Origin of the sequence: Escherichia sp. WS1450 (assembly GCF_046487395.1) — a bacterium.
Classification (GTDB): domain Bacteria; phylum Pseudomonadota; class Gammaproteobacteria; order Enterobacterales; family Enterobacteriaceae; genus Escherichia; species Escherichia coli.
Genome location: NZ_JBJQJO010000003.1, coordinates 1 through 26695, shown reverse-complemented (window position 1 = coordinate 26695; position 26695 = coordinate 1). Strand labels below are relative to the sequence as shown.

The 26695-nt window shown below is 47.9% G+C and carries 20 protein-coding genes and 2 pseudogenes; 13 read left to right on the top strand and 9 right to left on the bottom strand.

Annotated features, from left to right (window positions below; translation table 11 throughout):
- The first annotated feature begins 12 nt into the window (after positions 1-12).
- From gspD to ACJHYR_RS04285, 13 genes are all read left to right on the top strand, one after another.
- Positions 13-2073 carry a type II secretion system secretin GspD gene (gene gspD, locus ACJHYR_RS04345; protein WP_072837500.1) on the top strand — a complete coding sequence of 687 codons (2061 nt, stop codon included), beginning with the start codon at positions 13-15 and terminating at the stop codon, positions 2071-2073.
- Positions 2073-3566 carry a type II secretion system ATPase GspE gene (gene gspE, locus ACJHYR_RS04340; RefSeq protein ID WP_000249334.1) on the top strand — a complete coding sequence of 498 codons (1494 nt, stop codon included), beginning with the start codon at positions 2073-2075 and terminating at the stop codon, positions 3564-3566. Before gspD ends, gspE begins: the two co-directional genes overlap by 1 nt.
- The gene (gene gspF / locus ACJHYR_RS04335; RefSeq protein ID WP_001173436.1) at positions 3566-4789 is read left to right on the top strand and encodes a type II secretion system inner membrane protein GspF; all 1224 of its coding nucleotides are present in this window, start codon (positions 3566-3568) and stop codon (positions 4787-4789) included. Before gspE ends, gspF begins: the two co-directional genes overlap by 1 nt.
- 16 nt (positions 4790-4805) lie before the next feature.
- On the top strand, positions 4806-5261 hold the full coding sequence (gene gspG / locus ACJHYR_RS04330; protein ID WP_001087296.1) for a type II secretion system major pseudopilin GspG: 456 nt from the start codon (positions 4806-4808) through the stop codon (positions 5259-5261).
- 3 nt (positions 5262-5264) lie between these two features.
- The gene (gene gspH / locus ACJHYR_RS04325) at positions 5265-5828 is read left to right on the top strand and encodes a type II secretion system minor pseudopilin GspH (protein WP_001588244.1); all 564 of its coding nucleotides are present in this window, start codon (positions 5265-5267) and stop codon (positions 5826-5828) included.
- Positions 5825-6196 carry a type II secretion system minor pseudopilin GspI gene (gene gspI / locus ACJHYR_RS04320; protein WP_000820109.1) on the top strand — a complete coding sequence of 124 codons (372 nt, stop codon included), beginning with the start codon at positions 5825-5827 and terminating at the stop codon, positions 6194-6196. The genes gspH and gspI overlap by 4 nt, the downstream gene beginning before the upstream one ends.
- Positions 6193-6798 carry a type II secretion system minor pseudopilin GspJ gene (gspJ, locus tag ACJHYR_RS04315; protein ID WP_001250461.1) on the top strand — a complete coding sequence of 202 codons (606 nt, stop codon included), beginning with the start codon at positions 6193-6195 and terminating at the stop codon, positions 6796-6798. Before gspI ends, gspJ begins: the two co-directional genes overlap by 4 nt.
- Positions 6795-7772, top strand: a complete 978-nt coding sequence (gene gspK, locus ACJHYR_RS04310) for a type II secretion system minor pseudopilin GspK (RefSeq protein WP_000633218.1) — start codon at positions 6795-6797, stop codon at positions 7770-7772. Before gspJ ends, gspK begins: the two co-directional genes overlap by 4 nt.
- Positions 7769-8947, top strand: coding sequence for a type II secretion system protein GspL (gene gspL, locus ACJHYR_RS04305; protein WP_000097233.1), 1179 nt, complete (start codon positions 7769-7771; stop codon positions 8945-8947). The genes gspK and gspL overlap by 4 nt, the downstream gene beginning before the upstream one ends.
- A 1-nt stretch (position 8948) precedes the next feature.
- Complete coding sequence (yghD, locus tag ACJHYR_RS04300) at positions 8949-9485, top strand: GspM family type II secretion system protein YghD (protein WP_000942803.1); 537 nt, start codon at positions 8949-8951, stop codon at positions 9483-9485.
- Positions 9486-10635: 1150 nt separating this feature from the next.
- Positions 10636-11412, top strand: coding sequence for an ABC transporter permease (locus tag ACJHYR_RS04295; RefSeq protein WP_000124296.1), 777 nt, complete (start codon positions 10636-10638; stop codon positions 11410-11412).
- Positions 11409-12080 (top strand): ABC transporter ATP-binding protein, encoded by a 672-nt coding sequence (locus ACJHYR_RS04290; RefSeq protein ID WP_000590246.1) that lies wholly within the window; start codon positions 11409-11411, stop codon positions 12078-12080. Before ACJHYR_RS04295 ends, ACJHYR_RS04290 begins: the two co-directional genes overlap by 4 nt.
- Positions 12081-12311: 231 nt before the next feature.
- Entirely contained in the window at positions 12312-15224 is a 2913-nt protein-coding gene (locus ACJHYR_RS04285; RefSeq protein WP_053295894.1) for a glycosyltransferase, read from the top strand.
- Positions 15225-15629: 405 nt separating this feature from the next.
- Here the strand turns inward: ACJHYR_RS04285 and ACJHYR_RS04280 are convergent, their stop codons facing one another.
- The 9 genes and pseudogenes from ACJHYR_RS04280 to ACJHYR_RS04240 form a co-directional block, all read right to left on the bottom strand.
- The gene (locus ACJHYR_RS04280) at positions 15630-16601 is read right to left on the bottom strand and encodes an IS481-like element ISEc18 family transposase (RefSeq protein WP_072837501.1); all 972 of its coding nucleotides are present in this window, start codon (positions 16599-16601) and stop codon (positions 15630-15632) included.
- 61 nt (positions 16602-16662) lie between these two features.
- Positions 16663-17898 carry a capsule biosynthesis protein gene (locus ACJHYR_RS04275; protein ID WP_001161842.1) on the bottom strand — a complete coding sequence of 412 codons (1236 nt, stop codon included), beginning with the start codon at positions 17896-17898 and terminating at the stop codon, positions 16663-16665.
- 34 nt (positions 17899-17932) lie between these two features.
- Positions 17933-19960 (bottom strand): capsular polysaccharide biosynthesis protein, encoded by a 2028-nt coding sequence (locus ACJHYR_RS04270; RefSeq protein ID WP_000579524.1) that lies wholly within the window; start codon positions 19958-19960, stop codon positions 17933-17935.
- Entirely contained in the window at positions 19957-20697 is a 741-nt protein-coding gene (kdsB, locus tag ACJHYR_RS04265; protein ID WP_000030763.1) for a 3-deoxy-manno-octulosonate cytidylyltransferase, read from the bottom strand. The genes ACJHYR_RS04270 and kdsB overlap by 4 nt, the downstream gene beginning before the upstream one ends.
- Positions 20698-20706: 9 nt before the next feature.
- The gene (locus ACJHYR_RS04260; RefSeq protein ID WP_001305965.1) at positions 20707-22383 is read right to left on the bottom strand and encodes a polysaccharide biosynthesis/export family protein; all 1677 of its coding nucleotides are present in this window, start codon (positions 22381-22383) and stop codon (positions 20707-20709) included.
- A 23-nt stretch (positions 22384-22406) separates the two neighbouring features.
- A complete protein-coding gene (locus ACJHYR_RS04255; protein WP_000905920.1) occupies positions 22407-23555 on the bottom strand; it encodes a capsule polysaccharide export inner-membrane protein KpsE in 1149 nt (382 codons plus the stop codon).
- A 71-nt stretch (positions 23556-23626) separates the two neighbouring features.
- Positions 23627-24610, bottom strand: coding sequence for an SIS domain-containing protein (locus ACJHYR_RS04250; protein WP_001298261.1), 984 nt, complete (start codon positions 24608-24610; stop codon positions 23627-23629).
- A gap of 810 nt (positions 24611-25420) precedes the next feature.
- Positions 25421-25591: pseudogene (locus ACJHYR_RS04245) on the bottom strand (IS110 family transposase); the annotation flags it as partial.
- Positions 25592-25933: 342 nt separating this feature from the next.
- A pseudogene (locus tag ACJHYR_RS04240) lies at positions 25934-26695 on the bottom strand (DUF4942 domain-containing protein); the annotation flags it as partial.

Sequence of the window (26695 nt, the reverse complement as noted above, 5' to 3'; positions counted from 1 at the left end):
GAATCATTCATCGTGTTTTGGCGTGATATTACGTTGTCGGTCTGGCGTAAGAAGACAACTGGCCTCAAAACAAAAAAGCGTTTACTGCCGCTGGTGCTGGCAGCGGCATTATGCAGTTCACCGGTCTGGGCGGAAGAAGCCACTTTCACCGCTAATTTTAAAGATACCGACCTGAAATCGTTCATCGAAACCGTCGGCGCTAACCTTAATAAAACCATCATTATGGGGCCGGGCGTACAGGGGAAAGTGAGTATTCGCACCATGACCCCGCTCAATGAACGCCAGTATTATCAGCTATTCCTTAACCTGCTGGAAGCACAGGGGTATGCGGTCGTACCGATGGAAAACGACGTGCTGAAGGTGGTGAAATCCAGTGCCGCGAAAGTCGAGCCGCTGCCGCTGGTTGGTGAAGGCAGCGACAACTACGCGGGCGATGAAATGGTCACCAAAGTAGTGCCGGTACGTAATGTGTCGGTACGCGAACTGGCACCGATTCTGCGCCAGATGATCGACAGCGCAGGCTCAGGCAACGTTGTTAATTACGATCCCTCCAACGTGATTATGCTCACCGGGCGCGCCTCCGTCGTGGAGCGGCTGACGGAAGTGATCCAGCGTGTGGATCACGCGGGTAATCGCACTGAAGAGGTGATCCCGCTGGATAACGCCTCGGCTTCGGAAATCGCCCGCGTGCTGGAAAGCCTGACCAAAAACAGCGGCGAGAACCAGCCTGCGACGCTGAAATCTCAAATTGTCGCCGACGAACGCACCAACAGTGTGATTGTCAGTGGTGACCCGGCCACGCGGGACAAAATGCGCCGCCTGATCCGTCGGCTGGACTCAGAAATGGAGCGCAGCGGCAACAGCCAGGTTTTCTATCTCAAATACAGCAAAGCGGAAGATCTGGTCGATGTGCTGAAGCAGGTCAGCGGCACGCTCACGGCGGCTAAAGAAGAGGCGGAAGGCACCGTCGGTAGCGGGCGTGAGGTTGTCTCCATCGCCGCCAGCAAACACAGTAATGCCCTGATTGTTACTGCGCCGCAGGACATCATGCAGTCGCTGCAAAGCGTGATTGAACAACTGGATATTCGCCGTGCTCAGGTGCACGTCGAGGCGTTGATCGTGGAAGTTGCTGAAGGCAGCAATATCAACTTCGGCGTGCAGTGGGCGTCGAAAGATGCCGGATTAATGCAGTTTGCTAACGGTACGCAGATCCCTATTGGCACGCTGGGGGCAACCATTTCTCAGGCGAAACCGCAGAAAGGCTCGACGGTAATCAGTGAAAACGGCGCTACCACCATAAATCCGGATACTAACGGCGATCTCTCCACGCTTGCTCAGCTACTTTCCGGCTTTAGCGGTACGGCGGTTGGCGTGGTGAAAGGTGACTGGATGGCGCTGGTACAGGCGGTCAAAAACGACTCCAGCTCGAACGTGCTCTCCACGCCGAGCATCACCACGCTGGACAACCAGGAAGCCTTCTTCATGGTGGGCCAGGACGTTCCGGTATTAACTGGATCTACCGTTGGCTCCAATAACAGCAATCCTTTCAACACCGTAGAGAGGAAAAAAGTCGGCATCATGCTGAAAGTTACGCCGCAGATTAACGAAGGTAACGCGGTACAGATGGTGATTGAGCAGGAAGTGTCGAAGGTGGAAGGACAGACCAGCCTCGACGTGGTGTTTGGTGAGCGCAAACTGAAGACCACCGTGCTGGCTAACGATGGTGAACTGATCGTGCTTGGCGGTCTGATGGACGACCAGGCGGGAGAAAGCGTGGCGAAAGTGCCGCTGCTGGGCGATATCCCGTTGATTGGTAACCTGTTTAAATCGACGGCGGATAAAAAAGAAAAACGTAACCTGATGGTGTTTATCCGCCCGACCATTCTGCGTGACGGTATGGCGGCAGACGGCGTGTCGCAGCGCAAATATAACTACATGCGCGCCGAGCAGATCTATCGCGATGAGCAAGGCTTAAGCCTGATGCCGCACACCGCGCAGCCGGTACTGCCAGCGCAAAATCAGGCCTTACCGCCGGAAGTTCGCGCATTCCTCAATGCCGGGAGAACGCGTTAATGGTGCCTGTAGCACAGGAAACCACCGCTAACACCGTGCGTCTGCCCTACAGTTTCAGCCGTCGGTTTAGCCTGGTGGCATGGTGCGAAGCGTCGCTGGAGATCCTCCATGTTCATCCGTTGTCGCTCTCTGTTTTGCAGGAGCTGCAGCGGGGGCTGAACGCGCCCTTTACGCTACGGCAAATCGACGAGGCCGAATTTGAACAGCGACTGAATGCCGTCTGGCAGCGGGACTCTTCCGAGGCTCGCCAGCTGATGGAAGATCTCGGTTCTGCCGAGGACTTCTTTACCCTCGCAGAAGAGCTGCCGGAAACGGAAGATCTGCTGGAAAGTGACGACGATGCGCCGATCATCAAACTGATCAACGCCATGCTGGCAGAGGCGATTAAAGAAGGCGCTTCGGATATCCACATCGAGACGTTTGAAAAGAGTCTGGTGATCCGTTTTCGTGTTGACGGCACATTACATGAAATGCTGCGTCCGGGGCGCAAACTGGCCTCGCTGCTGGTATCGCGTATTAAGGTGATGGCACGGCTGGATATCGCCGAAAAGCGCGTACCGCAGGATGGCCGTATTGCGCTGCTGCTGGGCGGTCGGGCGATTGACGTGCGTGTCTCCACCATGCCATCCGCCTGGGGCGAGCGCGTGGTGCTGCGACTGCTGGACAAAAACCAGGCCCGCCTGACGCTGGAGCGTCTGGGTTTAAGTCACGAACTGACCGCGCAGTTGCGCCAGCTACTGCACAAACCGCACGGCATCTTTCTGGTGACGGGGCCGACGGGTTCCGGCAAAAGCACCACGCTGTACGCCGGATTGCAGGAGCTGAACAACCATTCGCGTAACATTCTCACGGTTGAAGACCCCATCGAATACATGATTGAAGGGATCGGTCAGACACAGGTTAACACCCGCGTCGGCATGACCTTTGCCCGTGGCCTGCGCGCGATTTTGCGTCAGGACCCGGATGTGGTGATGGTCGGTGAAATCCGCGATACCGAAACCGCAGAAATCGCCGTTCAGGCGTCGCTCACTGGGCACCTGGTACTTTCCACGCTGCATACCAACACGGCGGTGGGGGCGATCACACGTTTGCAGGATATGGGCGTGGAGCCTTTCCTGCTCTCTTCCAGTCTGACGGGCGTGATGGCGCAGCGACTGGTTCGCACGCTGTGTCCCGATTGCCGCCAGTCCGCGCCTGCCACCGACGAAGAAAAACGCCTGCTGGGGATTACCGATGCGCATGCCGTCACTCTGTACTATCCGCAGGGCTGCCCCGCCTGTAATCACAAAGGTTTTCGCGGACGTACCGCTATCCATGAACTGATTGTGGTGGACGCCACATTGCGTGATTTGATCCACCGTCAGGCCGGGGAGCTGGAGCTGGAACGTTATGTCCGGCAACACTCTGCGGGCATCCGCAGCAATGGCATTGAGAAAGTGCTCGCCGGAGAAACCTCTCTCGATGAAGTTCTGCGGGTAACCATGGAGGCGTAATGGCACTGTTTTACTATCAGGCGCTGGAGCGTAATGGTCGCAAAACCAAAGGCATGATTGAGGCGGATTCAGCGCGTCATGCCCGCCAGTTGTTGCGCGGTAAAGAGCTTATCCCCGTGCACATTGAAGCCCGGATGAATGCTTCTGCAGGGGGAATGTTGCAGCGTCGGCGGCACGCACATCGTCGCGTGGCGGCGGCAGATCTGGCGCTGTTCACGCGCCAACTGGCAACGCTGGTGCAGGCAGCAATGCCGCTGGAAACCTGCTTACAGGCGGTCAGTGAGCAAAGCGAAAAACTGCATGTAAAAAGCCTCGGAATGGCGCTACGCAGCCGGATTCAGGAAGGTTACACCCTGTCGGACAGCCTGCGCGAACATCCCCGCGTCTTTGATTCTCTGTTTTGTTCGATGGTCGCTGCCGGAGAAAAATCCGGACATCTCGACGTGGTGCTTAATCGCCTGGCGGATTACACCGAACAGCGGCAGCGTCTGAAATCACGCCTGCTGCAGGCCATGCTCTACCCGCTGGTACTGCTGGTGGTGGCAACGGGCGTGGTCACTATTTTGCTGACGGCAGTAGTGCCGAAAATTATCGAACAGTTTGATCATCTCGGACACGCGCTGCCTGCCTCCACCCGCATGCTCATCGCCATGAGCGACACGTTACAGACCAGCGGCGTTTACTGGCTGGCGGGATTGCTGGGGCTTCTGGTGCTGGGGCAACGGCTACTCAAAAATCCTGCCATGCGCCTGCGCTGGGATAAAACCTTGCTGCGTTTGCCCGTGACGGGGCGTGTTGCGCGCGGGCTGAATACGGCGCGTTTTTCCCGCACCTTAAGCATCCTCACCGCCAGCAGTGTTCCGCTACTGGAAGGTATTCAGACCGCTGCCGCCGTGTCGGCAAATCGCTATGTCGAGCAACAACTGCTGCTGGCGGCAGATCGCGTCCGCGAAGGAAGCAGTCTGCGCGCCGCGCTGGCGGATCTGCGCCTGTTCCCGCCGATGATGCTGTACATGATCGCCTCCGGCGAACAGAGCGGTGAACTGGAAACCATGCTTGAACAGGCCGCAGTTAACCAGGAACGAGAATTTGATACCCAGGTGGGGCTGGCGTTGGGGCTGTTTGAGCCTGCTCTGGTGGTGATGATGGCGGGCGTGGTGCTGTTTATCGTCATCGCCATCCTCGAGCCGATGCTGCAACTGAACAATATGGTTGGAATGTAATTTACGGAGTTATCACATGAATTCGTTATCCCGCACACAAAAACCACGGGCAGGTTTTACCCTGCTGGAAGTGATGGTGGTGATTGTTATTCTTGGCGTCCTGGCAAGTCTGGTGGTGCCTAACCTGCTGGGCAACAAAGAGAAAGCCGATCGGCAAAAAGCCATCAGCGATATCGTGGCGCTGGAGAATGCGCTGGATATGTACCGACTGGATAACGGGCGTTATCCGACTACCGAGCAGGGGCTTGAGGCGCTGATCCAGCAACCGGCCAATATGGCGGACTCCCGCAACTACCGTACCGGTGGATACATTAAACGACTGCCAAAAGATCCGTGGGGCAATGATTATCAGTATCTCAGCCCGGGTGAAAAAGGACTGTTTGATGTTTATACCCTGGGGGCAGATGGTCAGGAAAACGGGGAGGGCGCTGGCGCAGATATCGGTAACTGGAATTTGCAGGAGTTTCAGTAATCAGTGCCTGAACGCGGATTCACACTTCTGGAAATCATGCTGGTGATTTTCCTTATCGGCCTTGCCAGTGCGGGCGTGGTACAGACGTTTGCGACCGCTTCAGAGCCGCCTGCGAAAAAAGCGGCGCAGGATTTTCTGACTCGCTTTGCGCAGTTTAAGGACAGGGCAGTGATTGAAGGGCAGACACTCGGTGTGTTAATCGACCCGCCTGGCTATCAGTTTATGCAGCGTCGTCACGGGCAGTGGTTGCCCGTTTCCTCGACCCGGTTATCGGCACAGGTTACGGAGCCGAAACAGGTGCAGATGCTGTTACAACCCGGAAGTGATATCTGGCAGAAGGAATATGCGCTGGAGCTGCAGCGTCGTCGCCTGACGCTGCACGATATTGAACTGGAGCTGCAAAAAGAGGCGAAAAAGAAGACGCCGCAGATCCGTTTTTCGCCTTTTGAACCCGCCACGCCGTTTACGCTGCGCTTCTACTCGGCGGCGCAAAACGCATGTTGGGCGGTAAAACTGGCACACGATGGCGCGTTATCCCTCAATCAATGTGATGAGAGGATGCGATGAAGCGCGGATTTACCTTGCTGGAAGTGATGCTCGCGCTGGCGATTTTTGCGCTGGCTGCCACGGCGGTGTTACAGATTGCCAGCGGTGCGCTGAGTAATCAGCACGTTCTTGAGGAAAAAACGGTAGCAGGCTGGGTGGCTGAAAACCAGACCGCGCTGCTCTACCTGATGACCCGCGAGCAGCGGGCGGTCAGGCATCAGGGCGAGAGCGATATGGCAGGAAGCCGCTGGTACTGGCGAACCACACCGCTGAGTACAGGCAACGCGCTGCTCCAGGCGGTGGATATTGAAGTCAGCCTTCACGAAGACTTTTCGCCGGTGATTCAGTCACGACGCGCCTGGTTTAGCGCCGTGGGAGGCCAACAGTGAGAAGGGCTCGCGCTGGTTTCACGTTACTGGAAATGCTGGTGGCAATTGCCATTTTTGCCTCGCTGGCACTGATGGCGCAGCAGGTGACTAACGGCGTCACGCGCGTGAATAGCGCCGTCGCCGGACACGATCAAAAACTAAACCTCATGCAGCAAACGATGAGTTTTCTGACCCACGATCTGACACAAATGATGCCGCGTCCGGTAAGAGGCGATCAGGGCCAGCGTGAACCAGCGTTACTGGCTGGCGCTGGCGTGCTGGCGTCTGAGAGTGAAGGGATGCGCTTTGTGCGCGGCGGTGTGGTTAATCCGTTGATGCGTCTGCCGCGCAGTAATCTGCTCACCGTCGGTTACCGCATTCATGACGGTTATCTCGAACGGTTAGCCTGGCCGCTGACCGACGCAGCAGGCAGCGTGAAGCCGACAATGCAAAAGTTGATTCCGGCGGATTCGCTTCGTTTGCAGTTCTATGATGGTATGCGCTGGCAGGAGAGCTGGTCGTCAGTACAGGCGATCCCCGTGGCGGTACGCATAACCCTGCATTCGCCGCAATGGGGCGAAATTGAACGCATCTGGTTGTTACGCGGGCCGCAATTATCATGATCACCTCACCACCAAAACGCGGAATGGCACTGGTCGTGGTGCTGGTATTGCTGGCGGTCATGATGCTGGTAACCATCACGCTTTCCGGGCGGATGCAGCAACAACTTGGGCGAACGCGCAGCCAGCAGGAGTACCAGCAGGCGCTGTGGTACAGCGCCAGTGCAGAAAGCCTGGCGTTGAGCGCACTCAGTCTGAGCCTGAAAAATGAAAAGCGCGTGCATCTGGCACAACCGTGGGCTTCTGGCCCTCGTTTTTTCCCACTGCCGCAGGGGCAAATCGCCGTCACTCTGCGTGACGCACAGGCCTGCTTTAACCTGAATGCCCTCGCTCAGCCGACGACGGCGTCGCGTCCGCTCGCGGTACAACAACTGATTGCCCTGATCTCGCGCCTCAATGTGCCTGCTTATCGGGCCGAACTGATAGCCGAAAGCCTGTGGGAGTTTATTGACGAAGACCGCAGCGTGCAGACGCGTCTGGGGCGTGAAGACAGCGAGTATCTCGCCCGTTCGGTGCCGTTCTACGCCGCTAATCAACCGCTGGCTGATATCAGTGAGATGCGCGTGGTACAGGGAATGGACGCCGGGCTTTATCAAAAACTGAAACCGCTGGTCTGTGCGCTGCCGATGACCCGCCAGCAAATCAACATTAATACCCTGGACGTCGCGCAAAGTGTGATTCTTGAGGCGCTGTTTGACCCGTGGTTAAGCCCTGTTCAGGCGCGGGCGTTATTACAACAACGTCCGGCGAAGGGCTGGGAAGATGTCGATCAGTTTCTTGCACAGCCGCTACTTGCTGACGTCGATGAGCGTACTAAAAAACAGCTAAAAACCGTCCTGAGCGTGGACAGCAATTACTTCTGGCTGCGTTCAGATATCACCGTGAATGAGATTGAACTGACGATGAACTCGTTAATTGTCCGCATGGGCCCACAACACTTTTCTGTTCTCTGGCATCAGACAGGAGAAAGTGAGTGAGTTCCATGCTTGAGATTTTTATCCCGCTTTGCGCCTCCGATCCCATCCGTTGGCAGCACCGTACCACCGACGTGGAGCACGGCATCTGGTCTGACGTTGACAACGAACAGCTCCAGCAATGGCTGCAAACTGATGCGATTCGATTCTACATTCCCGGCGAATGGATCAGCGTCTGGCAGGTTGAACTGCCTGATATCCCCCGCAAGCAGATACCGACTATTCTGCCCGCCTTGCTGGAAGAAGAGCTGAACCAGGATATCGATGAACTGCATTTCGCCCCGTTGAAAGTCGACCAGCAACTGGCAACCGTAGCTGTGATTCACCAGCAGCATATGCGCAACATTGCGCAGTGGTTGCAGGCAAACGGCATCACCCGCGCTACCGTCGCGCCGGACTGGATGTCCATTCCTTGTGGGTTTATGGCTGGCGATGCGCAACGGGTTATCTGCCGCATCGATGAATGCCGGGGATGGAGCGCCGGGCGGACGCTGGCCCCGGTCATGTTCCGCGCCCAGCTCAATGAGCAGGCGTCACCGATTTCGCTGACCGTAGTCGGAATCGCGCCGGAAGAGCTATCTGCATGGGCTGGCCCAGACGCTGAACGTCTGACCGTTACGGCTCTGCCCGCCATTACCACTTATGGCGAACCGGACGGGAATCTGCTAACAGGGCCGTGGCAGCCTCGGGTCAGCTACCGAAAACAGTGGGCGCGCTGGCGGGTGATGATTCTGCCGATATTGCTGATTCTGGTTGCGCTGGCAGTGGAACGGGGCGTGACGTTATGGAGCGTCAGCGAACAGGTGGCGCAAAGCCGCACCCAGGCGGAAAAAAAGTTCTTAACACTGTTCCCGGAGCAGAAGCGGATTGTGAATTTGCGTTCCCAGGTGACGATGGCGCTGAAAAAATATCGCCCGCAGGCCGACGATACCCGGCTGCTCGCAGAATTGTCAGCGATCGCCAGTACCCTGAAATCAGCGTCACTTACCGACATCGAAATGCGTGGTTTCACCTTTGATCAAAAACGCCAGACGCTCCACCTTCAGTTGCGGGCCGCGAACTTTGCCAGTTTCGACAAACTGCGTAGCGCACTGGCGGCAGATTATGTTGTGCAACAGGACGCGTTACAGAAAGAGGGTGATGTGGTTTCCGGCGGCGTAACGTTGCGGAGGAAATAACATGTTACGCGATAAATTTATTCACTATTTTCAGCAATGGCGTGAACGCCAGTTAAGCCGTGGCGAACACTGGCTGACACAACACCTGGCGGGGCGTTCTCCGCGTGAAAAGGGCATATTACTGGCAGCGGTGGTGTTCCTGTTTAGCGCCGGATATTACGTTCTCATCTGGCAGCCTTTGAGCGAACGGATTGAGCAACAGGAGACGATGTTGCAGCAGCTGGTGACGATGAACACCCGACTGAAGAGCGCCGCGCCGGATATTATTGCGGCGCGAAAATCCGCCACAACCACGCCTGCACAGGTATCGAGGGTCATCAGTGACAGTGCTTCCGCGCACTCAGTGGTCATCAAGCGGATAGCTGAGCGCGGGGAGAATATTCAGGTCTGGATAGAACCTGTGGTGTTTCATGACCTGCTGAACTGGTTAAACGCGCTGGATGAAAAGTATGCGCTGCGGGTGACACAAATTGATGTTAGTGCGGGTGAGAAGCCAGGGATGGTGAATGTGCAGCGGTTGGAGTTGATAAGAGGATAAGTGTTCCAGTAAATTCCTTACCTGTGAAATTCAGTCCGAAAGGTGAGTGTATAATCTTCTTATCCACTCACCGAGTTAAATATTTTTGCAATAAGAAATATCCCACTCCCGCCATCACTGAATGTTCTGCAAAACGACAGATACGAGTTCTCTCCTGAAACAGCCCTGCGTCCTATAAATATGCTTACGTGTGGCAATACATCATGATTATTAATAGATGCAATGAATCATTAGGTAGCAATTGATAGGTCAAAACATATAGGATAATTCTTGTGTGATCTGTATTTTGTGTAGCCTAGAAATTAGTAAAATTCCTGGAGATAATCAGAGAGGGAATTTCAAATAGTATAATAATTTCCCAAGAAACTATTCGTCGATTTTAGGAAAAGTCTGCTCAGGTATATCTACCGAGGGATAATGCTGGCTGTAACGCTGGTTAAAATAGATACACAAAATAATCAAGATGTATATTTTAATCGACGAAAATAATTACTTCCGGGATTATTGATGCGACTTAAATAACACCATTTAAATGTGATATAAATCACAAATATGGCTGTGAAGAGGGTGCTGTAGATATAAATAAGAAGTACATGAGTGAATTTTAAATAGGGGAATAGTTTCTCGCTAAACAATTTATTGGTAATCAATCACATGCGTTCTGGTTTGAGGCAGATTGCAGGTGTTGTTACGCATAAAATTCATAGGTGGTATTATAATCAAGTAGTTAACAGTAATAGTAAAAAATAATTTCTTGCGAAATTAGCAGCCCGTTTTGAATAAGTGTGTTCCGGAGTAATCCAGAGCGCATGCTGCTTTACGTCTTTTTCAAGCCATGTTGGTTAAGCAAAAAGAGGTAGAAATAATTTCCTGAGAAATTAACTCAACATTCTGAAATGGCCAGTTTTCTGAAATTACCAGAAGACCGAATACATTCATGCCTGAAGAATGGATTAGAAGAAACGAGACGGAAATAGATCTATTTATCCCTGCGGAAATAATTTCTGCTGAAATTTTTTGCGGCTATTAAAAAGGTCAAACCGTCTGAGTAAATTTTATCCAGTTACAAATAAGCATTACCTCCAGTGTATTGGTAGCTGTTAAGCCAAGGGCGGTAGCGTACCTGAAGAGATTAGGATCACATCATCAAATGGCAAGAAGTGGATTTGAAGTCCAGAAAGTCACCGTAGAGGCATTATTTCTACGAGAAATACGAACACGCTTTGGTAAGTTCCGTCTGGGATATTTGTGGGCGATTCTCGAACCCTCTGCGCATTTGCTGATACTGTTGGGCATTTTTGGTTACATTATGCACCGCACGATGCCAGACATCTCATTCCCGGTGTTTTTACTTAATGGCCTGATTCCCTTTTTTATCTTTAGCAGTATCAGCAATCGTTCTGTAGGTGCTATTGAAGCGAATCAGGGGTTGTTTAATTATCGACCAGTAAAACCCATCGATACGATCATTGCGCGTGCATTGCTTGAGACACTGATTTACGTTGCTGTTTATATATTGCTTATGCTTATCGTCTGGATGGTAGGCGAATATTTCGAAATAACAAACTTTTTACAACTTGTGCTTACCTGGAGTTTGTTAATCATTCTTTCATGTGGCGTTGGCTTAATATTCATGGTCGTTGGTAAAACCTTCCCTGAAATGCAAAAGGTCCTGCCGATACTGCTTAAGCCGCTGTATTTCATCTCCTGCATCATGTTCCCTCTACACTCGATTCCGAAGCAATACTGGTCATATCTACTCTGGAATCCATTAGTGCATGTCGTAGAGTTAAGCCGCGAGGCAGTTATGCCTGGCTATATCAGCGAAGGCGTGAGTCTGAACTACCTGGCAATGTTCACTCTGGTCACCCTGTTCATCGGTCTGGCGTTATACCGAACGCGTGAAGAGGCAATGCTGACATCATGATTAAGATTGAGAATTTGACGAAGTCCTATCGCACGCCAACGGGTCGACACTATGTCTTTAAGGATTTAAATATTGAAATCCCTTCAGGAAAAAGTGTCGCCTTTATTGGTCGCAACGGAGCGGGTAAATCAACGTTACTGAGAATGATTGGCGGCATTGACCGCCCCGACAGTGGAAAGATCATCACCAATAAGACAATATCATGGCCAGTCGGTCTTGCAGGTGGATTTCAGGGAAGTTTAACCGGACGCGAAAACGTAAAATTTGTTGCGCGGTTATACGCGAAGCAAGAAGAGCTGAAAGAGAAAGTTGAGTTTGTTGAAGAATTTGCCGAACTCGGTAAGTACTTCGATATGCCGATTAAAACTTACTCATCCGGTATGCGATCGCGTTTAGGCTTCGGTTTAAGCATGGCATTTAAGTTTGATTATTATATCGTCGATGAAGTAACCGCAGTCGGTGATGCCAGGTTTAAAGAAAAATGCGCTCAATTGTTTAATGAAAGGCATAAAGAGTCTAGTTTTTTGATGGTTTCACATAGTTTGAATTCATTGAAAGAGTTTTGTGATGTGGCCATTGTGTTTAAGGACGATAATGCGGTTAGTTTTTATGAGGATGTTCAGGAGGGGATAGAGGAGTATATAGAAGGAAAACTTATTTTATATTAACATATTCATATGTTTTTTAATCATGCGCCTGAAAGTTGACTTAATAAAAATATATAATTTATCTTCTCTTGATGATAAAACTACAAGAAATGACTGAGTTTTTTGTTTGTAACAATAAAAATTATATAAATAGTTAATGGGGCAACTTGTTATTTGTTCAGCGCGTTTGATGTGCTAATTGAAATGCTATTTTCTACTATAAATGTCGAGTTTGTTTCCTAGAGGTAAAGAGTGAAGAATATTTTAATAGTAACCCCGGAAATCCCATATCCAGCATTTAAAGGGAATCAAAACAGAATTCATCAAACAATCAAACTGCTGGAATCATTAAATTGTAAAATATCACTAGCAATACTTAACTCAAATCAAAAAGAACGGAAAAGCATTGATGTAAAGAAAGATGTTTTAAAAGCTTATAAGTTATCTGATGTAATTGTAAAAAGGCATCCTAAATTCTCAAAAGATAATGTTTTTTCGGCATTAAAAAAGATAGATGAGAGTCTTTTTGGGACGGACAGGATTTGTACGCAAGAGACTTGTCCATATACATTTAAAAAAGTTGTAAGGAAATATATAAAAACTAAGTCACCCGATTATGTAATTGTTAATTATTTGAAAATATCCGATGTAATTCCACGAGGTTACAAGGGGAAAACAATAGTTGATACACACGATTTTGCTACAGAGATAATGAAAGGAGCCCTAAAGATAAAACCAAACGATAGATTTGATCTCGCTAAATTTGAAAAAAGTGAGAGAAAATGTATTAATAAATTTGATACAGTAATAGCAATTAATCCAAATGAAGAAAAGGAATTCAAGCGTAGATTTGGCATCAAAAATACAGTGTTCATACCCGGATTTCATAACGTTAAAACATGTGTAAATAGAGACTCTAAACATAAATATGATATTTTGTTTGTGGGTTCTAGTTCACCATTCAATATAGAAGGATTCATGAAGTTCAATGCGAATGTTATACCGCAGCTTTCGAAACTACTTGGAAAAATGCCGTTGATCGCTGTAGCAGGAGATGTAAGCAATTGCGCAGCTATAAAAAAAATTAAAGGAAATCATATTAATCGTCTTGGTCGTGTTCCAGATCTATCAGAATGTTATAATTCAGCAAAAGTTGTAATCTGCCCAATACTCAACGGCGCAGGTATGAAAATAAAATCCGTTGAGGCTCTTTCTTATGGAAAAGCAATGGTAACAACCACCTTGGGTTGTGATGGTATTAATATTAAAAATGGTGTTCATGCCATTATTGCAGATCAATGGCATGATTTCACTTCTGCGCTTTATGATATACTTACTCATAACGAGAAAAGAATACAGTTAGAAGAAAATGCACTGCAATTAGCTAAAGATGAATATAGTTTCGAAAGTGTGGCTATAAAATGGAGGGAAATATTAGAACTACCTAGAGATAATATTTGTATAAAACAGGAAAATAGCATAAGAAAAACACCAGTTAATGAAAGTAAAACGCCTTCCCGTAAAAAAGCTTTAATTTTCGGTATGGATGCCAGATTATTAATGGATATAAATCTGCATATTGCAATGGAATTAAGAAGACAAGGAGTTTTTAGTGAGATTGTGAAGGTCGAAAGCGCTCATAAAAATTTTTTCATGCAGCATGACTTTATAACACATTCACTAAAAGAAATGTTTACCAAAAAAAATAGAGATCTGGCAGAAGAGTGGTATAGGGAAAATCATGAACTTCCTATCGCAAAAATGAGCTATCGAGGAGTAAATATTGGAGTTGATATTTTAACTCATAAGAGAATGTTTCCAGAGCATTATGAGAAAGATAAATTTTCTAAATCAATAAAATATTGTATTCTTTTGATTGAGACATTGTTGAATCTTTGTGAGAAAATACGACCAGATTTTTTGGTAAGTTGGAATGGAAATGGACCTCATATGATATTCATTCCTAAAATTGTTGCAAAGATTATAGATGTTCCGGTTCTCTTTGTAGAAAGAGGGCTTCTGCCATCTACTTATCTTGTGGATTATCAAGGTGTTAATTTTAAAAGCTATCTTGCGGGAAGTTACATCGACATACCGCCAAACAATAAATTTCATTTCGCTGATAATTATATAAAAAACTTTTCTGATGCTAATGAAACGATTGTTAACACTAATGATTTGATCATTTCAGATAAGCAAAGAATATTCCAAAAATTAAAAATTAAAAATAAAGGTTTTATTCTTTTTTGTGAACAAATAGAAGGTGATTCCAATATAATTATAAATTCACCTAAATTTAAAAAAATGCGACAAGTGATTAATGAACTAATGCCCGTCGCAAAAAAATTAGGTTTTTCTCTTGTTATTCGCCCTCATCCTGAGAATAAAAAAAGGCAAATTGATTATCCGGCTGGATGCATAATTAACTCAGATATTAACCTACACTCCTTGCTTAAAGCTTCAGAGTTTAATGTGGTCATAAACTCTACGGTGGGTTTGGAATCTCTTATTTTAAATAAATTGACATTTGTACTTGGGAACAGTATTTATACGGGGAAGGGTTTTACATATGATGTTCGTTCAGGGGAGGAAATAATATCTCTTTATCGTGAGTTTGCTCATCAATCAGATGATGAAAAATACGAGAAGGAGCTAAAGTTTAAATCTTTTTTAATATATTTGTTATGTAATTATTTAGTACATTATAAGGATTCATCATATGATGAAATCACATATGATATATTTGAAAATATTTTAATAAGGCTCGGTTTTGAATATCGCTTAAAAACAAATCCTAAACAAACAAAAGCATGTCAGTATTTAGTTGGTGAAAAAAATAAAATTAATTTTATTTCTGGCGATGTTGCAATAATAAATACGGTTAATTCAAAAACAAAGTTGTATTACACAGGTGTTGATAGACCATCTTTTTCTATTTCTAAAATATTTGAAGTTTATCCACAGTTGAACGTAAATAGCCCTGTGTGGTCCTGCAAGCCAAATAAAATAGAGTCTTTTCTAAAAAGCAAAGAAAAAAATGAAAAAAATAGAATATTTATTATAATAATGGAAAATTCCAGCGAATATCTTTCCGACATTAAAGGGTGGATGAAAAAAAACAATCTGAAAGCAATATTTTTAGATGAGTATTTTACAGTTCAATAAATAACATTATTTTGCGAAATAAAAATAATTTTGGTCAATTATAAAATATCCCGCCAAAGATACTGGTGGGATATTTATGACATAGGTTATTTAAAATACTAATAACCAAATGCGTATCGATAATTTTCAGATGACTAGTTTGGTGTTAATTTACCTATCCATTTTTATCGGTTAAATTCACATTGCATTTGAGAAAAGTGTTTTATTTGAATGGTATGTTAAAACATCTTCATTGCTGCTGTTTTATATGAGTAATTATATTTTAATAGTTATATAGGATAGTGATTATAAAAGAGAGCAAGACCATTGAAATAAATATTTATAATTGTATGTAGATTAAGATATGTAATAATAGATGCATTTATATGATTTATTGTGGGGTTTGTATTTAACTAGATGTGTGATTCATAGACATCGTTTCAATTTTCTCAGTTCAATTTCAAGTTTGTAATTCTGTTCCTGTATATGCTCTTCATTGGGCTGATAGCTTGCGTGAACGGCATCAGAGTATGGTGTTTGCTCTGCAAGTTCGAAGTAGCGCTCCATCGGAGTTTTACCGTTGTGAGCGCTATGAGGGCGTTCCCAGTTATAGTAATGCTGCCATTCTGCCAGCAGTTCTTTCAGGTCATCAGTTGAGAGGTCTACGGTAGCGTAAAACTCGGCTTTGTCTGTCTTTTGAGAACGTTCAACTTTGCCATTAAGATGAGGTGAGGCTGGCTTATTTGGACGAAACTTGATGCTGTATTCTTTCAATTTTTCCTGCACCTTAACGGCAAAAAACTCTCTTCCCCGGTCTGTCTGTAAGCGCTGTATCGGGAAAGGCATTTCTTCAATAACACAATCGATAAAATCCAGTGTGTTTGCAGCCGTGCGACGAGAGTAGAGTCTCAGGACTCTGTAGCGAGTGCAGTCATCAACAGATGTGTACTGATACAAACCGGGGCCAATTTTACAGGTATCCATCTGGACCCGATCACCGGGAACAGGGCGTTCGTAGCGAATAAAATCTGCTTTACGCCGGAATTTAACGACAGGTTTAACCTTATTCTGGCAAAGAACTTTGTGGATCGTTGCCACTGCCAGTGAGATTGCATGAAGTCGTTTTAACTCGCTCTGAATCCTCCTTGCACCCAAATTTCGCAGGGAACGTAACTCCAGAATCAGAGCGACTTCGCCAACGCCGGTTTTCGTTGATGGTGAATGTTTAGGGCGACGGCTATGGCTTTCCAGACCAGCGATGCCCTGAGCCAGATATCTGCGCCACCATTTACGCAATGTGGGGCGGGAAATACCGCAGCGACGGCATACGAACCCCGCGTCACCAGACGTTTCATAGAGTTTTACCCACTGTAGCCGCTGCTGAATTTCCCTGTTCATAGTAAGGCATTATAGTGAAACGATGTCTATGAATCACACAAACTAGATAATACATGGGCTATTATCTGTTTTTTATTGCGAGATGTGTTTTATTTTCCACCATCATTCTGTTTTCAAAAAACCTTCCCCCATAATAAACTGCATTAACCTGCGTCTTCATCAATAAATACCCTCGAAACTTCTTAAACAGTTTCATATCCGGTTTAAAATCGGCCTGCCAGAACTGGTGCAAATGCCCTTGATACGTCAAGCCCTTGATGTCGTACAGGGCATTGCCCATCACTTTGAGTGGTTTGTTATGAATCAGTGCAGATATCCCCGCCGTACTGTTAATTGTCACCACCGCTTTAGCATGGCGTAATAATTCCGGCATCGGGAGATCGTGCACATAAATGACGCGCTCGCCTAAGCCATATTCCTTACTCAACCGCTTAATTAATGGTCGATAGAGTCTGTGACCACGATCCATCGGATGATGTTTGATCACCAAATAACTTTCTTTCGGCGCTTTACGTGAAAATGAGTTCATGACTTCATTAATATAGTCACGCACATCGTTATAATTGCTGTGGTTACGAATCTGGCTATCGTTATACACCTGCAAAACGGCAAGATAATAACGCTGGTCCAGCTCATTCATTAACCTCGGTAATACCTTACGCTGTGTTACCTTGTAAAGTTGCTTGCGCCAGTATGCACGAACCCAGCAACGTGCTTCATACCAGGGGGAAAACGATTTATGGTGGCGGTAGCGAGGGAACTCATGGCGGTAATGCCAGCCCATCAGGTAATACCACATCGCATGACCTATACGTTTCATCGTTGAAGGTTTTAAGTTCTCAACGTGCGGCGTAGGCATATCTGGTAATTTACGATAAAAATCCGGATCACGCGGTAGCGATGAATATGCGTTTACTCCGCCTTCTTCAACGGTAATAAATTGCGGGCGTAAATATCCTTCCTCAAATGCCAGAAAGCGGATCCCTTTCGACTTTGCCCAACGTTTTGCTTCTTTGTGCAATGGGCGGCAGTCACCAAAGCAGAGGATGGTATCAAAGTCATATTGCCGGTGGAGATCCCGTAACCATCCGGGGAACTCTTTCGGCGTTTGGTAGTAAGCCAGGTATTGTCGATGGCGGCAGTAAAAACGATCCCCACCGTTGAATACAACATTCACAGCGTTACGTCCTAATGACTCTAACCATTCGGCGACGTCATTGAAAAAAGGTCCCATCGGCCCCTGCAATAGCAGATATTTTTTACCGGATAATAAAACGGTTAGTGCATTACCTTGCATAAATAATTTGCGTAATAGTCAACTATGAAATTGTTTAGCCAAATCTGACCTTGCAGAAAATAATTAATTTGCGGTAATAGCGTATTACCCGCCCCGCTTTTTTTCGGGTAATAAACATCGGCTTGCGCGGCGTCTTGATTAAATATTCCGCAGCTTCTTCTACCGTAATAGGTTGTAGCCGTGTTGGGTGGATATAGGTTGGATAAACAATCAACGCCTGATAGATCAAATCTGCTAACGTTAATTTTTGCTCGCGGCGCGGGCAGTGATGTTCATCAACGGTTAAACCCCAACCGGCATAGAAGGGCAGGCCGTAACAATGAACTTGCTTGCCATGTAATAACGCTTCAAACCCGGACAATGATGTCATGGTGTGCACTTCATCTGCGCGCTGAATGCATTGAATAATATCTGCGTCCAGTGCCTGATAATCAGCGAGTTCAGCAATTAGTTCTGCCGGAATATCGCCCTTGCGATTCCCCACCAGTACATCCGGGTGCGGTTTATAAACAATGTAGGCGTGCGGATTACGCTCGCGTACTGTGCGTAATAACTCAAGGTTGCTCTTAATCGAGACAGTGCCTGTTTTAATAGAGGCATCGTCCTCTACCTGACCCGGCACCAGGATAACTTTTTTATCTTTGGCTTCGGCTGGTAGAGAGAAATCGGCTCCCAGGTTGTACTTACTCAGTTTGCTTTCAACCAGTCGCTGGCGTAATTTTTCAGCTCGCATCTTCTGCGCCAGCGTTAGCTGGCTATGATTCAGCAGCACTTCCAGATCGCTGGGGCGCGTGGCGTCATAGTAAATACCGCGTTTATCCAGCACCAGCGATAGCGGCGGCAGCAGGTCAGAGCCAAGTCCGGATGAACGCAGAAAACCATCTTCCATTCGCCATAACGGCAGTGATTTTCGCTGCGCTTCGGCTCGCCATTGCTGTTCTCCCTTTACACCCCATACCACGCAGGCGCTCGCCGCAGTACAGCGACGTGAAAAACTCAGCCGGTTTGTTGCCGTTTGCAAGAAAGGTTTCAGGATCGCTGACTTCCACAGCGTTAAGCCTGGCGCCCATAAATAACCATTACGCTGTTGCAGATGTCGACGTTGTAATTGCAGCCATTGCAGCACGGTAAATAGATCGCTTACTTCTCCCGTTTGCGGATCGATATAGCGACAGTAACGCAGGTATGCAGCGGCAAAAAGTTCCTCCAGCGTGGCAGAACCGCGTCGGGCAGATAACAAAGCGGACTGTGGATGACGATCGTCGGTTAAGCCCCAACCTGCATACCAGGGCTGGCCGAAACATGTTACTGGTTTTCCTGCCAGCAAGGCTTCAAAGCCGTATTGGGATGTCACGACGTAAACCTGGGAAACGTGTCGCAATAGCGACTGCGGACTGACATTCTCGGCAATCAAACATACTCGTTGCGTGGCACGCAGATCGGCTAAATAACCTGTTTTCTTTCCTTCCAGTACATCTGGGTGCACCTTCACCCAAATTTCGGCTTGAGGATTTTCCGCCATCGCGGCTTCCAGCATGGCAGCAAACTCATGCGGGCCAGCATTGCCATACGTCACTGACATATCATTAAATGTCTGATCGACAACCAGAACGATGTCTGAACGTTCTGATTCATCCGCCACAAACGCAGGTGCCAGGTTATATTTCGACAAATCCCCGGTCACGATGGTGTGCATCGCTTCTCTGGCCTGGCTTATCAGAGCTGTATTTCCGGCTTTATCCTGTACCAGTTTCTCCAGTGCTGAAGGCTTGCTGGCATCGTAGTAAATGCCACAATCATCCACCACCAGAGAAAGCGGCGGCTCGCCATTGACGCCAAGATCCAGCGAACGCACAAATCCATCTTCCAGACGAATGACGGGTTTTCCCGCTGCTTTGGCGATGGCGACTGGTTTCGCCGCGCTGGGACGATGTCCCCACACGGCGATAGCATCAACTTCTTGCGGAACAGGGCGCAGCAGAGAAAGTTTCTGGCACGGTTGCGCCAGAAATTTCTCCAGATGCGGAATACGCCAGATGCCAGGCGAGTAAATGCCAATCATGCGTTTTCAGCCAGTTCCTGTGCCATCAGGGCGCGCACTTTTTCCAGGCATGCTGGGGTGTCGACGCCCGGACCGGTTGCGGCAACCTCAAATGTGCGGATGTTGATCCCCGCGTTCATCAACCTTAGCTGCTCCAGTGATTCCGCCTGCTCCGGCATGGACTCCGGTAACTGGCTGTAGTTTTGCAGCACATCGCGACGATAAGCGTAAATACCGACGTGTTTCAGGTAGCGCGCTTTTTCAGCATTACGCGGATACGGAATCGGTGAGCGGCTGAAATAAAGCGCATCCTGGCGGGTATTTACCACCACTTTTACCGTGCTTGGCTCGGTCGCTTCTTCGGCAGAAATCGCGTGGCATAGAGTTGCCACTGGCAACGCGGGATCATCACGCATTCCTTGTAGCAGCGTTTCTACATCCCGCGGGCGAATCATTGGTTCGTCGCCCTGCAGGTTAATGTAGATATCTGCCTCGACTTTATACATCACCTCGACCAGCCGATCGGTGCCGGATTCATGATCGTTGCGCGTCATGATGGCTTTCCCGCCAAATGCCTGCACGGCCTTTTCAACACGCTGATCGTCTGTTGCCACCCAAACTTCTGCGACGCCCGCCACCTGTAACGCACGCTCGTAAACATGCTGGATCATCGGTTTACCAACAATATCGAGCAGTGGCTTACCCGGCAGGCGCGAGGAGCCATAGCGAGCCGGAATGACAATAACTGCTTTGCTCATCTCAACTCCTTACAAAGACAGAATCACTTTTGCACCCACCGCCAGCTGATAGAGGATGGTGGAAATACCACGGGTAACTTCAATGTTTTTCGATTCATATTTCGGCAGAACCATAATCTCATCGCCCGGCTTGAGTGAATCCACATCTTCCGCGTTGACCGCAGCACCGTTCTGACGAATGACGATAATTCTGGCGTTACCCGATTTTTGCGTCAGGCCACCACATTTCTCGATGTAATCCTCGGTGGTCATTCCCTTCTGCCAGCTCACCGCGTTCGGGAACAGCACCTCGCCGTGAACCATAACCAGCGACGTTTTCTCCGGAATATTGATGACGTCGCCATCTTCCAGCAGAACAGAATCAATATTGGACTCGTTGAGGATCACTTCACCTTTCGGAACCACGGTGCGCGCTTTCGCCACAAAGCGGCTGATCAGTTGCGCTTCCTGCATTCGCAGGCTGGCTTCTTCTTTGGTGGAGGACTGGGCGGAAAGAGATGCTTCCTCCAGCTTTTGCAGCGAGAGATTCAGCATCTCTTTCTGACGCTGGGCCACTGATGGGCGATAAAGCTGAACCGCGTTCATCTGCGACATGCTGTTCGGACGGACTTTTTCCAGAACCGCACGCATGGTAGAGCCATAAGGCAGCACCATGGCGTGTTCACCGGAGTGCGCGCCTTCAACCCGCACCTGAATGGTGCCTGCATAGCGGTCAGTGCTGACGATTAAGGTATCGCCATTTTGCAACATACGGCCTGGCGCAGAACTGATCGGATAGTATTCGCTACGTTTTTGCAGTCCCTGTTTACGCATAATCGTAATGTGAGTCGCGCCAGGCTTAGGGCGCGCCCAGCTCAACGCTTCCGTTACGGGAATGCTGCTTTCGCGGAACTCAAAGTCGTAGCTGTTAAAGACATCGCCCTGAACGCTGAAAGTATGCTGACGCGGCCCGACGATGATGGTGTCACCATCGGCGAACTGCGAAAGCCCCAGTTTACCGTTCAGCAGGAAGTCGTACAGGTTGACGTTGGAGCGCACGCGGTTACCGCGCTTGACCACAATATCAACGTAACTTCCGCGCTCTGGATCAACGCCGCCAGCCTTGATCAGATAATTGAGTAACGAATCAGACGTCACACCGCCATACAGACCAGGATTACGCACAAATCCGGTCACGTACACTTTTACTGGCTGCGCCTGTAATAAGGAGGCGTAGACGTTGACGTTGGACTGGTACACTTCCTTCACTTTTGATGTAACCAGAGTGTTCAACTGACTATTGCTAACCCCGGCAACTTTCACCGGACCAACGTTTGGCAGAAAAATATTACCTTTGGGATCAATCTGTAATGCACCATCAAAGGTGAACGCACCCCACAAGCGAACCTGAATGCTATCACCCGGATTCAGAATATAGTCAGGGTTGAATCCTACCGTCGCACCGCTATCCGCGCTGGTGCCGTTGAAAAGTTGAGCACCAAACATACGGCTCATTACCACCGGCGGTGCGGGCGGCGGGGTATTGTCGAAGCCGCTCATGTTTTGCGTATCCGACTGTTGCCCGTTCAGAATACCGGTAAGCGGCGCGGCTCCTGTAAGGTTTGGGTCAGCGTTAATATCAATGGCCGCGCTGGCCTGCGCCGCGTGACAGGCGGCAATCAGTAAAATTGATTTAAATAATTTCATCACAAACTCATTCAGCGACAGCGTTAGTCTCGGTGATCTTCAATAACAGCCAGCAACAGTTTCAGGGTGCCGAACAGCAGGCAGCACACCAGTAACCAGCAGGCGATCAAATAAGGGATATTTGGAAAAGACGATTCCTGCGGCAACTGTGGCGAACTGATCACTGACAGCACCTTGAGCTTACGAGCCGCTTCTACACGGGTCTTTTCAATGGAGGTCAGGGTCAGTTTGTACAGCTCGGTGTTGAACTCTACTTTTGATTTGATTTCTTCAAAATCCACCGCCATACGGTTTAGCTTGTCACCCTGCGGCGCTGTGATTTTGCTTTTTTCTTCGTCAATTTGTGCCTGCAATGACTGAATCGCATTACGCGCACTCACAACTTGCGGGGCGTCCTCACGCAGATACGTCAGCAAGTTCCGCAGGTCCGCTTCCATCTGGATCTTCTGGCCCATCAGCGTATTCACTAACGTGCTCGCCGCCTGTGCCTGTGCCTGTGGATCCAGAACGTTGTTGTTGTCCTGATAAGAGAGCAATTCCGCTTTGCTGGCGTCCAGACGCTGGCGTGCCTTTTCCATCTCCGTTTCTGCAAAGGCAAGCTGGTCACGCGCGATGCGATGTGACATCTCATTGATAAAGCGCTCTGACTCTTTCAGCACGGTCTGGTTAAACTTAAGCGCAAACTCCGGGCTAAAGCCCTGCGTCTGAATATTCAGTAATCCGGTTTTATCGTCATACGAGACGTTGATACGGTCCTTGTAGTACTTCAGGAAGCCTTCTGCGGTTTCATCCTTGCTAAGATGATTAAGAAAATCGAGCCCGCTGTGGCTAAACGCTTCACGAAAATTTAGTTGCTTATCCAGCGCCGCCAGCATATCCGGCGAGTTGATGTACTCTTTCAGATACAACGCATCTTCTGCGGAACTGGGGTTAGAGGCACCCAGAAGCAGACCAAAATTCAGGCTGCCGCTGTTTAAATCATCCGAGCGTTTAATGGCGACTTTCGACTCGCTCATATAGCGAGGCTGGCTGAAGATAGCCAGATAGATCAGCAGCACCGCCATCGGTGCCAGAATGATGATTTTCGCCAGGTGTTTTTGGATATCTGCCAGTGAGATGGCAGACAGACGAGCACGCATCCAGGATACGGCAGACTTCACTTTTATCAACATGTAACGATTATCAAAGTTTCAGTGGGGCGCAAACTCAATGAGAGACTAACCTCTCGCACCCCGTTGCTTAATTAGTCGAAAATGCGCACAAGGCCAGTGACTTTATTTGCCTTGTTGGTCACCAATAACGTTGAGACGCGGTGCTTTTGCATTTTTTCTTCCGCTTCAATGATCATGGTGTCTTCCGGTAGCGTCAGCGGTTCACGTGTCATCATCTGCGCAGCCGTGGCGGATGTCAGAGAATCCTCTTTTTCCATAAAGCGACGCAGGTCACCGTCGGTGATAATGCCCGCTAGCCCACCTTCTGCGTCTTCTACCATCACCATTCCCTGGCATCCGCTGGTGATACGTTGAATCACGGTTTTAAATGACGCATCCAGCTGTACCGCAGGAACATCATGCTGCATGACATCAGCAACGCGGGTCAGCAGGCGACGACCTAATGAACCGCCCGGGTGATAGCGCGCAAAATCATTCGGCATAAATTTGCGTTGGTGGATCATGGCAATCGCCAGCGCATCGCCGATCGCCATCGTCAGCGTGGTAGACGTTGTTGGTGCAAGATTATTCGGGCAGGTTTCATTCGCCATGTGGAGTTCCAGCACGGCATCAGCATTTTTCGCCAGCGTGGAATTTCCATTATTGGTAATGGCGATAATTCGGTTGCCGAAATTTTTCAGTGAAGGAACTAGCTTGAGGATTTCATCCGTTTCACCGCTGGCAGAAATAAGGATCAGAAGATCGTAAGGCGTAATCATGCCCAGATCGCCATGGAAAGCTTCTGCAGGATGAATAAAGAAACTAGGCGTACCCGTAGAGGCCAGCGTCGCTGACATTTTACGACCGACATGCCCTGATTTACCCATTCCCGAAAGAATAACGTGCCCTTTACAGTTCATTATCAAATTAAGGACACGCTGGTACTGCCCGGAATCCAGTTGTTTAGACAAGTTTTGTAATGCTGCGCCTTGTTCTGCCAGAGTCTGGCGAACAGAGGTAATTAGATATGGATCGATAGTACTGCTCTGGTCATCAGGTAAATGTCTTTCAGACATATCAGCTCCTTTGCACGGAAATAATGCCACAGTCACAACAAACCCGAACCCACTATAATTTATTTATGCTAAATCAATGGGTTGTAACAAAATTTTTAATGAATATAAAACCATGGTCAGTCCATGCTTATATGCAGGACTTATCACCTTCTTATTAAGTCGCAATGTCTCATGGAGGTGCGAAGATGCTGCAATATTACAGGCGAGAAGGGGAACCAAATTTTGCCCACCTATTTAACACACCCCTACATTATGAACAAGGAATTTAGGATTTTTATCATTTATTAAAATGTTTCCTACTTGACTATTAAGAACAAAAACAATTTATCAATTGATTATTTCCTTGTAAAAAAAGAACGTATGACTATGTTATTAATAAATAAAACACGCAAATAATGGTGATGTTGTTTTGTGATTAACTATTTAAGTGCGGCATAATAAACAGGTTGACAATTTCTATGTAAAGAAGAGGAAAATAATAAAATTTTAGCGGTGACTATTGAATGATATGATAGTTGTGGTGTTGATTATTTCTGGTAATGAATGCGGAATTAAATCTGGCCGGATTGTATTTTTGCTATATCTATTTTTCAGGAGATTATTATTAAATAGAAAAATAACAATGGTGATTATCTCCGGTTGAGCTGGAGTCACGTATGCCAGCGAGTGCTTTCTTCCGGGCCTTCCTTCACTTCAGAGAAAGAGCCTATGGAAAAGAGGCAATCATCAGGCTCTTTTTGAGTCATATGCGCCGATAATCAACTGTCTTGAACGTAAAAATTATGGAGCAACATGATGCTACGATTCATTTCACTCTTCGTTCTTTCTGAGCATTGCGTTCAGGATGGTCAGCAATTTACGCATACAGTCAACCAGCGCCACTTTTTTGGTTTTTCCGGCTGCTGGCAGATGCATGTAAAACGCCTCTATCACCGGATTAAACCAGGTTACCACAAGCGCTGCCATGTGCAGGGCTGCTCTTGCCTCCGTATGCGCACTGGCGTCGTTCGGCCAGCAGATATGTGTGGGATAACAGGGATGTTATGTGAACTGAACTGTGTTTTGTTAGCGGGGGATGTTTATTGATGATTCGGGAGTGTTTAAGACCTGATGGCGTTATGCTCCCAAGTTTATTTTATATAAAGATCCAAAAGCAAAAACCCGCCTTGTGGGCGGGTTCTTAAGAATTAGTGGTGCCGGACTCGGAATCGAAGAATGCTTCTATCGTGTTGATATTGGTTTATTTTGTTTGGTTTGGTGAAAGATGTACCCTCTTTTGTACCCGCAGTCCCTTTTGATATCGAAAGGGAATCAAACTCGGGGTCAGGCTGAGAGCACAGAAGGAAAGTGCCTGGCTATTATATCGTTAATTCTGTCAATCAGCTCCAGCCTTTTGAAAGTGATGTGTGCAGCTCCCTTCTTAAAGTATTTAATGATGAACATCTCATCTTCATAGCGTCCTTTACCCTGAACGGACTGTATGTGGTCATCCAGATTAATGGTGATATTCCCCGGTTGTCGGGGATCGGTTTACCGCTGAGCAGATGCAACATTCTTTCCAGGTCAGCCAGGCGATCTGCCTGCATTCCACTGATAAGATGAAATCCCCACTGGTCCCACCTCACCAGATTGTTGACGATAATTTTACTGCCAAATTTACAGGGTGAGTTGGTTTTGTAATCCCAGCTCAGCCCTTTGAAGAGGTTGATCACCCCCCGCTCAAACACTTCATCCTTATTCTGGTGCAGTTGTTCAAATGTGCTCAGAATGTTCGCTTCACTGATTTCCGGAAAATTATCATATTCCAGTGACCTGTACCATGTATCACGTGCCTGTGCATCCATTAAGGAAAGCATCCCGGAACGCTGCATCAGGTTACGCCAGATTTCGCGGTCAAGATTCCGGGTAATGGCTTTCATTGCGGTTTCCTGTTTCTCCTTCAGCCAGCAGCCACAGCGAAAATCCTGTTTCATGGCCCAGTCCGGGGCGGCTTTACCGCCAATACTTTCCGTCAGTGCTGAGATTTCTGTCAGTTGCCGGATAAGCGTGTCGATTTGCAGCAGTGTACTCTTTCGTACAGCCAGG

Bases quoted from the DNA above. Each gene is read 5' to 3' on its own strand.
- gspE (WP_000249334.1), top strand. From the start codon at position 2,073: ATGGTGCCTGTAGCACAGGAAACCACCGCTAACACCGTGCGTCTGCCC.
- gspF (WP_001173436.1), top strand. From the start codon at position 3,566: ATGGCACTGTTTTACTATCAGGCGCTGGAGCGTAATGGTCGCAAAACC.
- gspG (WP_001087296.1), top strand. From the start codon at position 4,806: ATGAATTCGTTATCCCGCACACAAAAACCACGGGCAGGTTTTACCCTG.
- gspI (WP_000820109.1), top strand. From the start codon at position 5,825: ATGAAGCGCGGATTTACCTTGCTGGAAGTGATGCTCGCGCTGGCGATT.
- gspK (WP_000633218.1), top strand. From the start codon at position 6,795: ATGATCACCTCACCACCAAAACGCGGAATGGCACTGGTCGTGGTGCTG.
- yghD (WP_000942803.1), top strand. From the start codon at position 8,949: ATGTTACGCGATAAATTTATTCACTATTTTCAGCAATGGCGTGAACGC.
- ACJHYR_RS04295 (WP_000124296.1), top strand. From the start codon at position 10,636: ATGGCAAGAAGTGGATTTGAAGTCCAGAAAGTCACCGTAGAGGCATTA.
- ACJHYR_RS04290 (WP_000590246.1), top strand. From the start codon at position 11,409: ATGATTAAGATTGAGAATTTGACGAAGTCCTATCGCACGCCAACGGGT.
- ACJHYR_RS04280 (WP_072837501.1), bottom strand. From the start codon at position 16,601: ATGAACAGGGAAATTCAGCAGCGGCTACAGTGGGTAAAACTCTATGAA.
- ACJHYR_RS04275 (WP_001161842.1), bottom strand. From the start codon at position 17,898: ATGCAAGGTAATGCACTAACCGTTTTATTATCCGGTAAAAAATATCTG.
- ACJHYR_RS04270 (WP_000579524.1), bottom strand. From the start codon at position 19,960: ATGATTGGCATTTACTCGCCTGGCATCTGGCGTATTCCGCATCTGGAG.
- kdsB (WP_000030763.1), bottom strand. From the start codon at position 20,697: ATGAGCAAAGCAGTTATTGTCATTCCGGCTCGCTATGGCTCCTCGCGC.
- ACJHYR_RS04260 (WP_001305965.1), bottom strand. From the start codon at position 22,383: ATGAAATTATTTAAATCAATTTTACTGATTGCCGCCTGTCACGCGGCG.
- ACJHYR_RS04255 (WP_000905920.1), bottom strand. From the start codon at position 23,555: ATGTTGATAAAAGTGAAGTCTGCCGTATCCTGGATGCGTGCTCGTCTG.
- ACJHYR_RS04250 (WP_001298261.1), bottom strand. From the start codon at position 24,610: ATGTCTGAAAGACATTTACCTGATGACCAGAGCAGTACTATCGATCCA.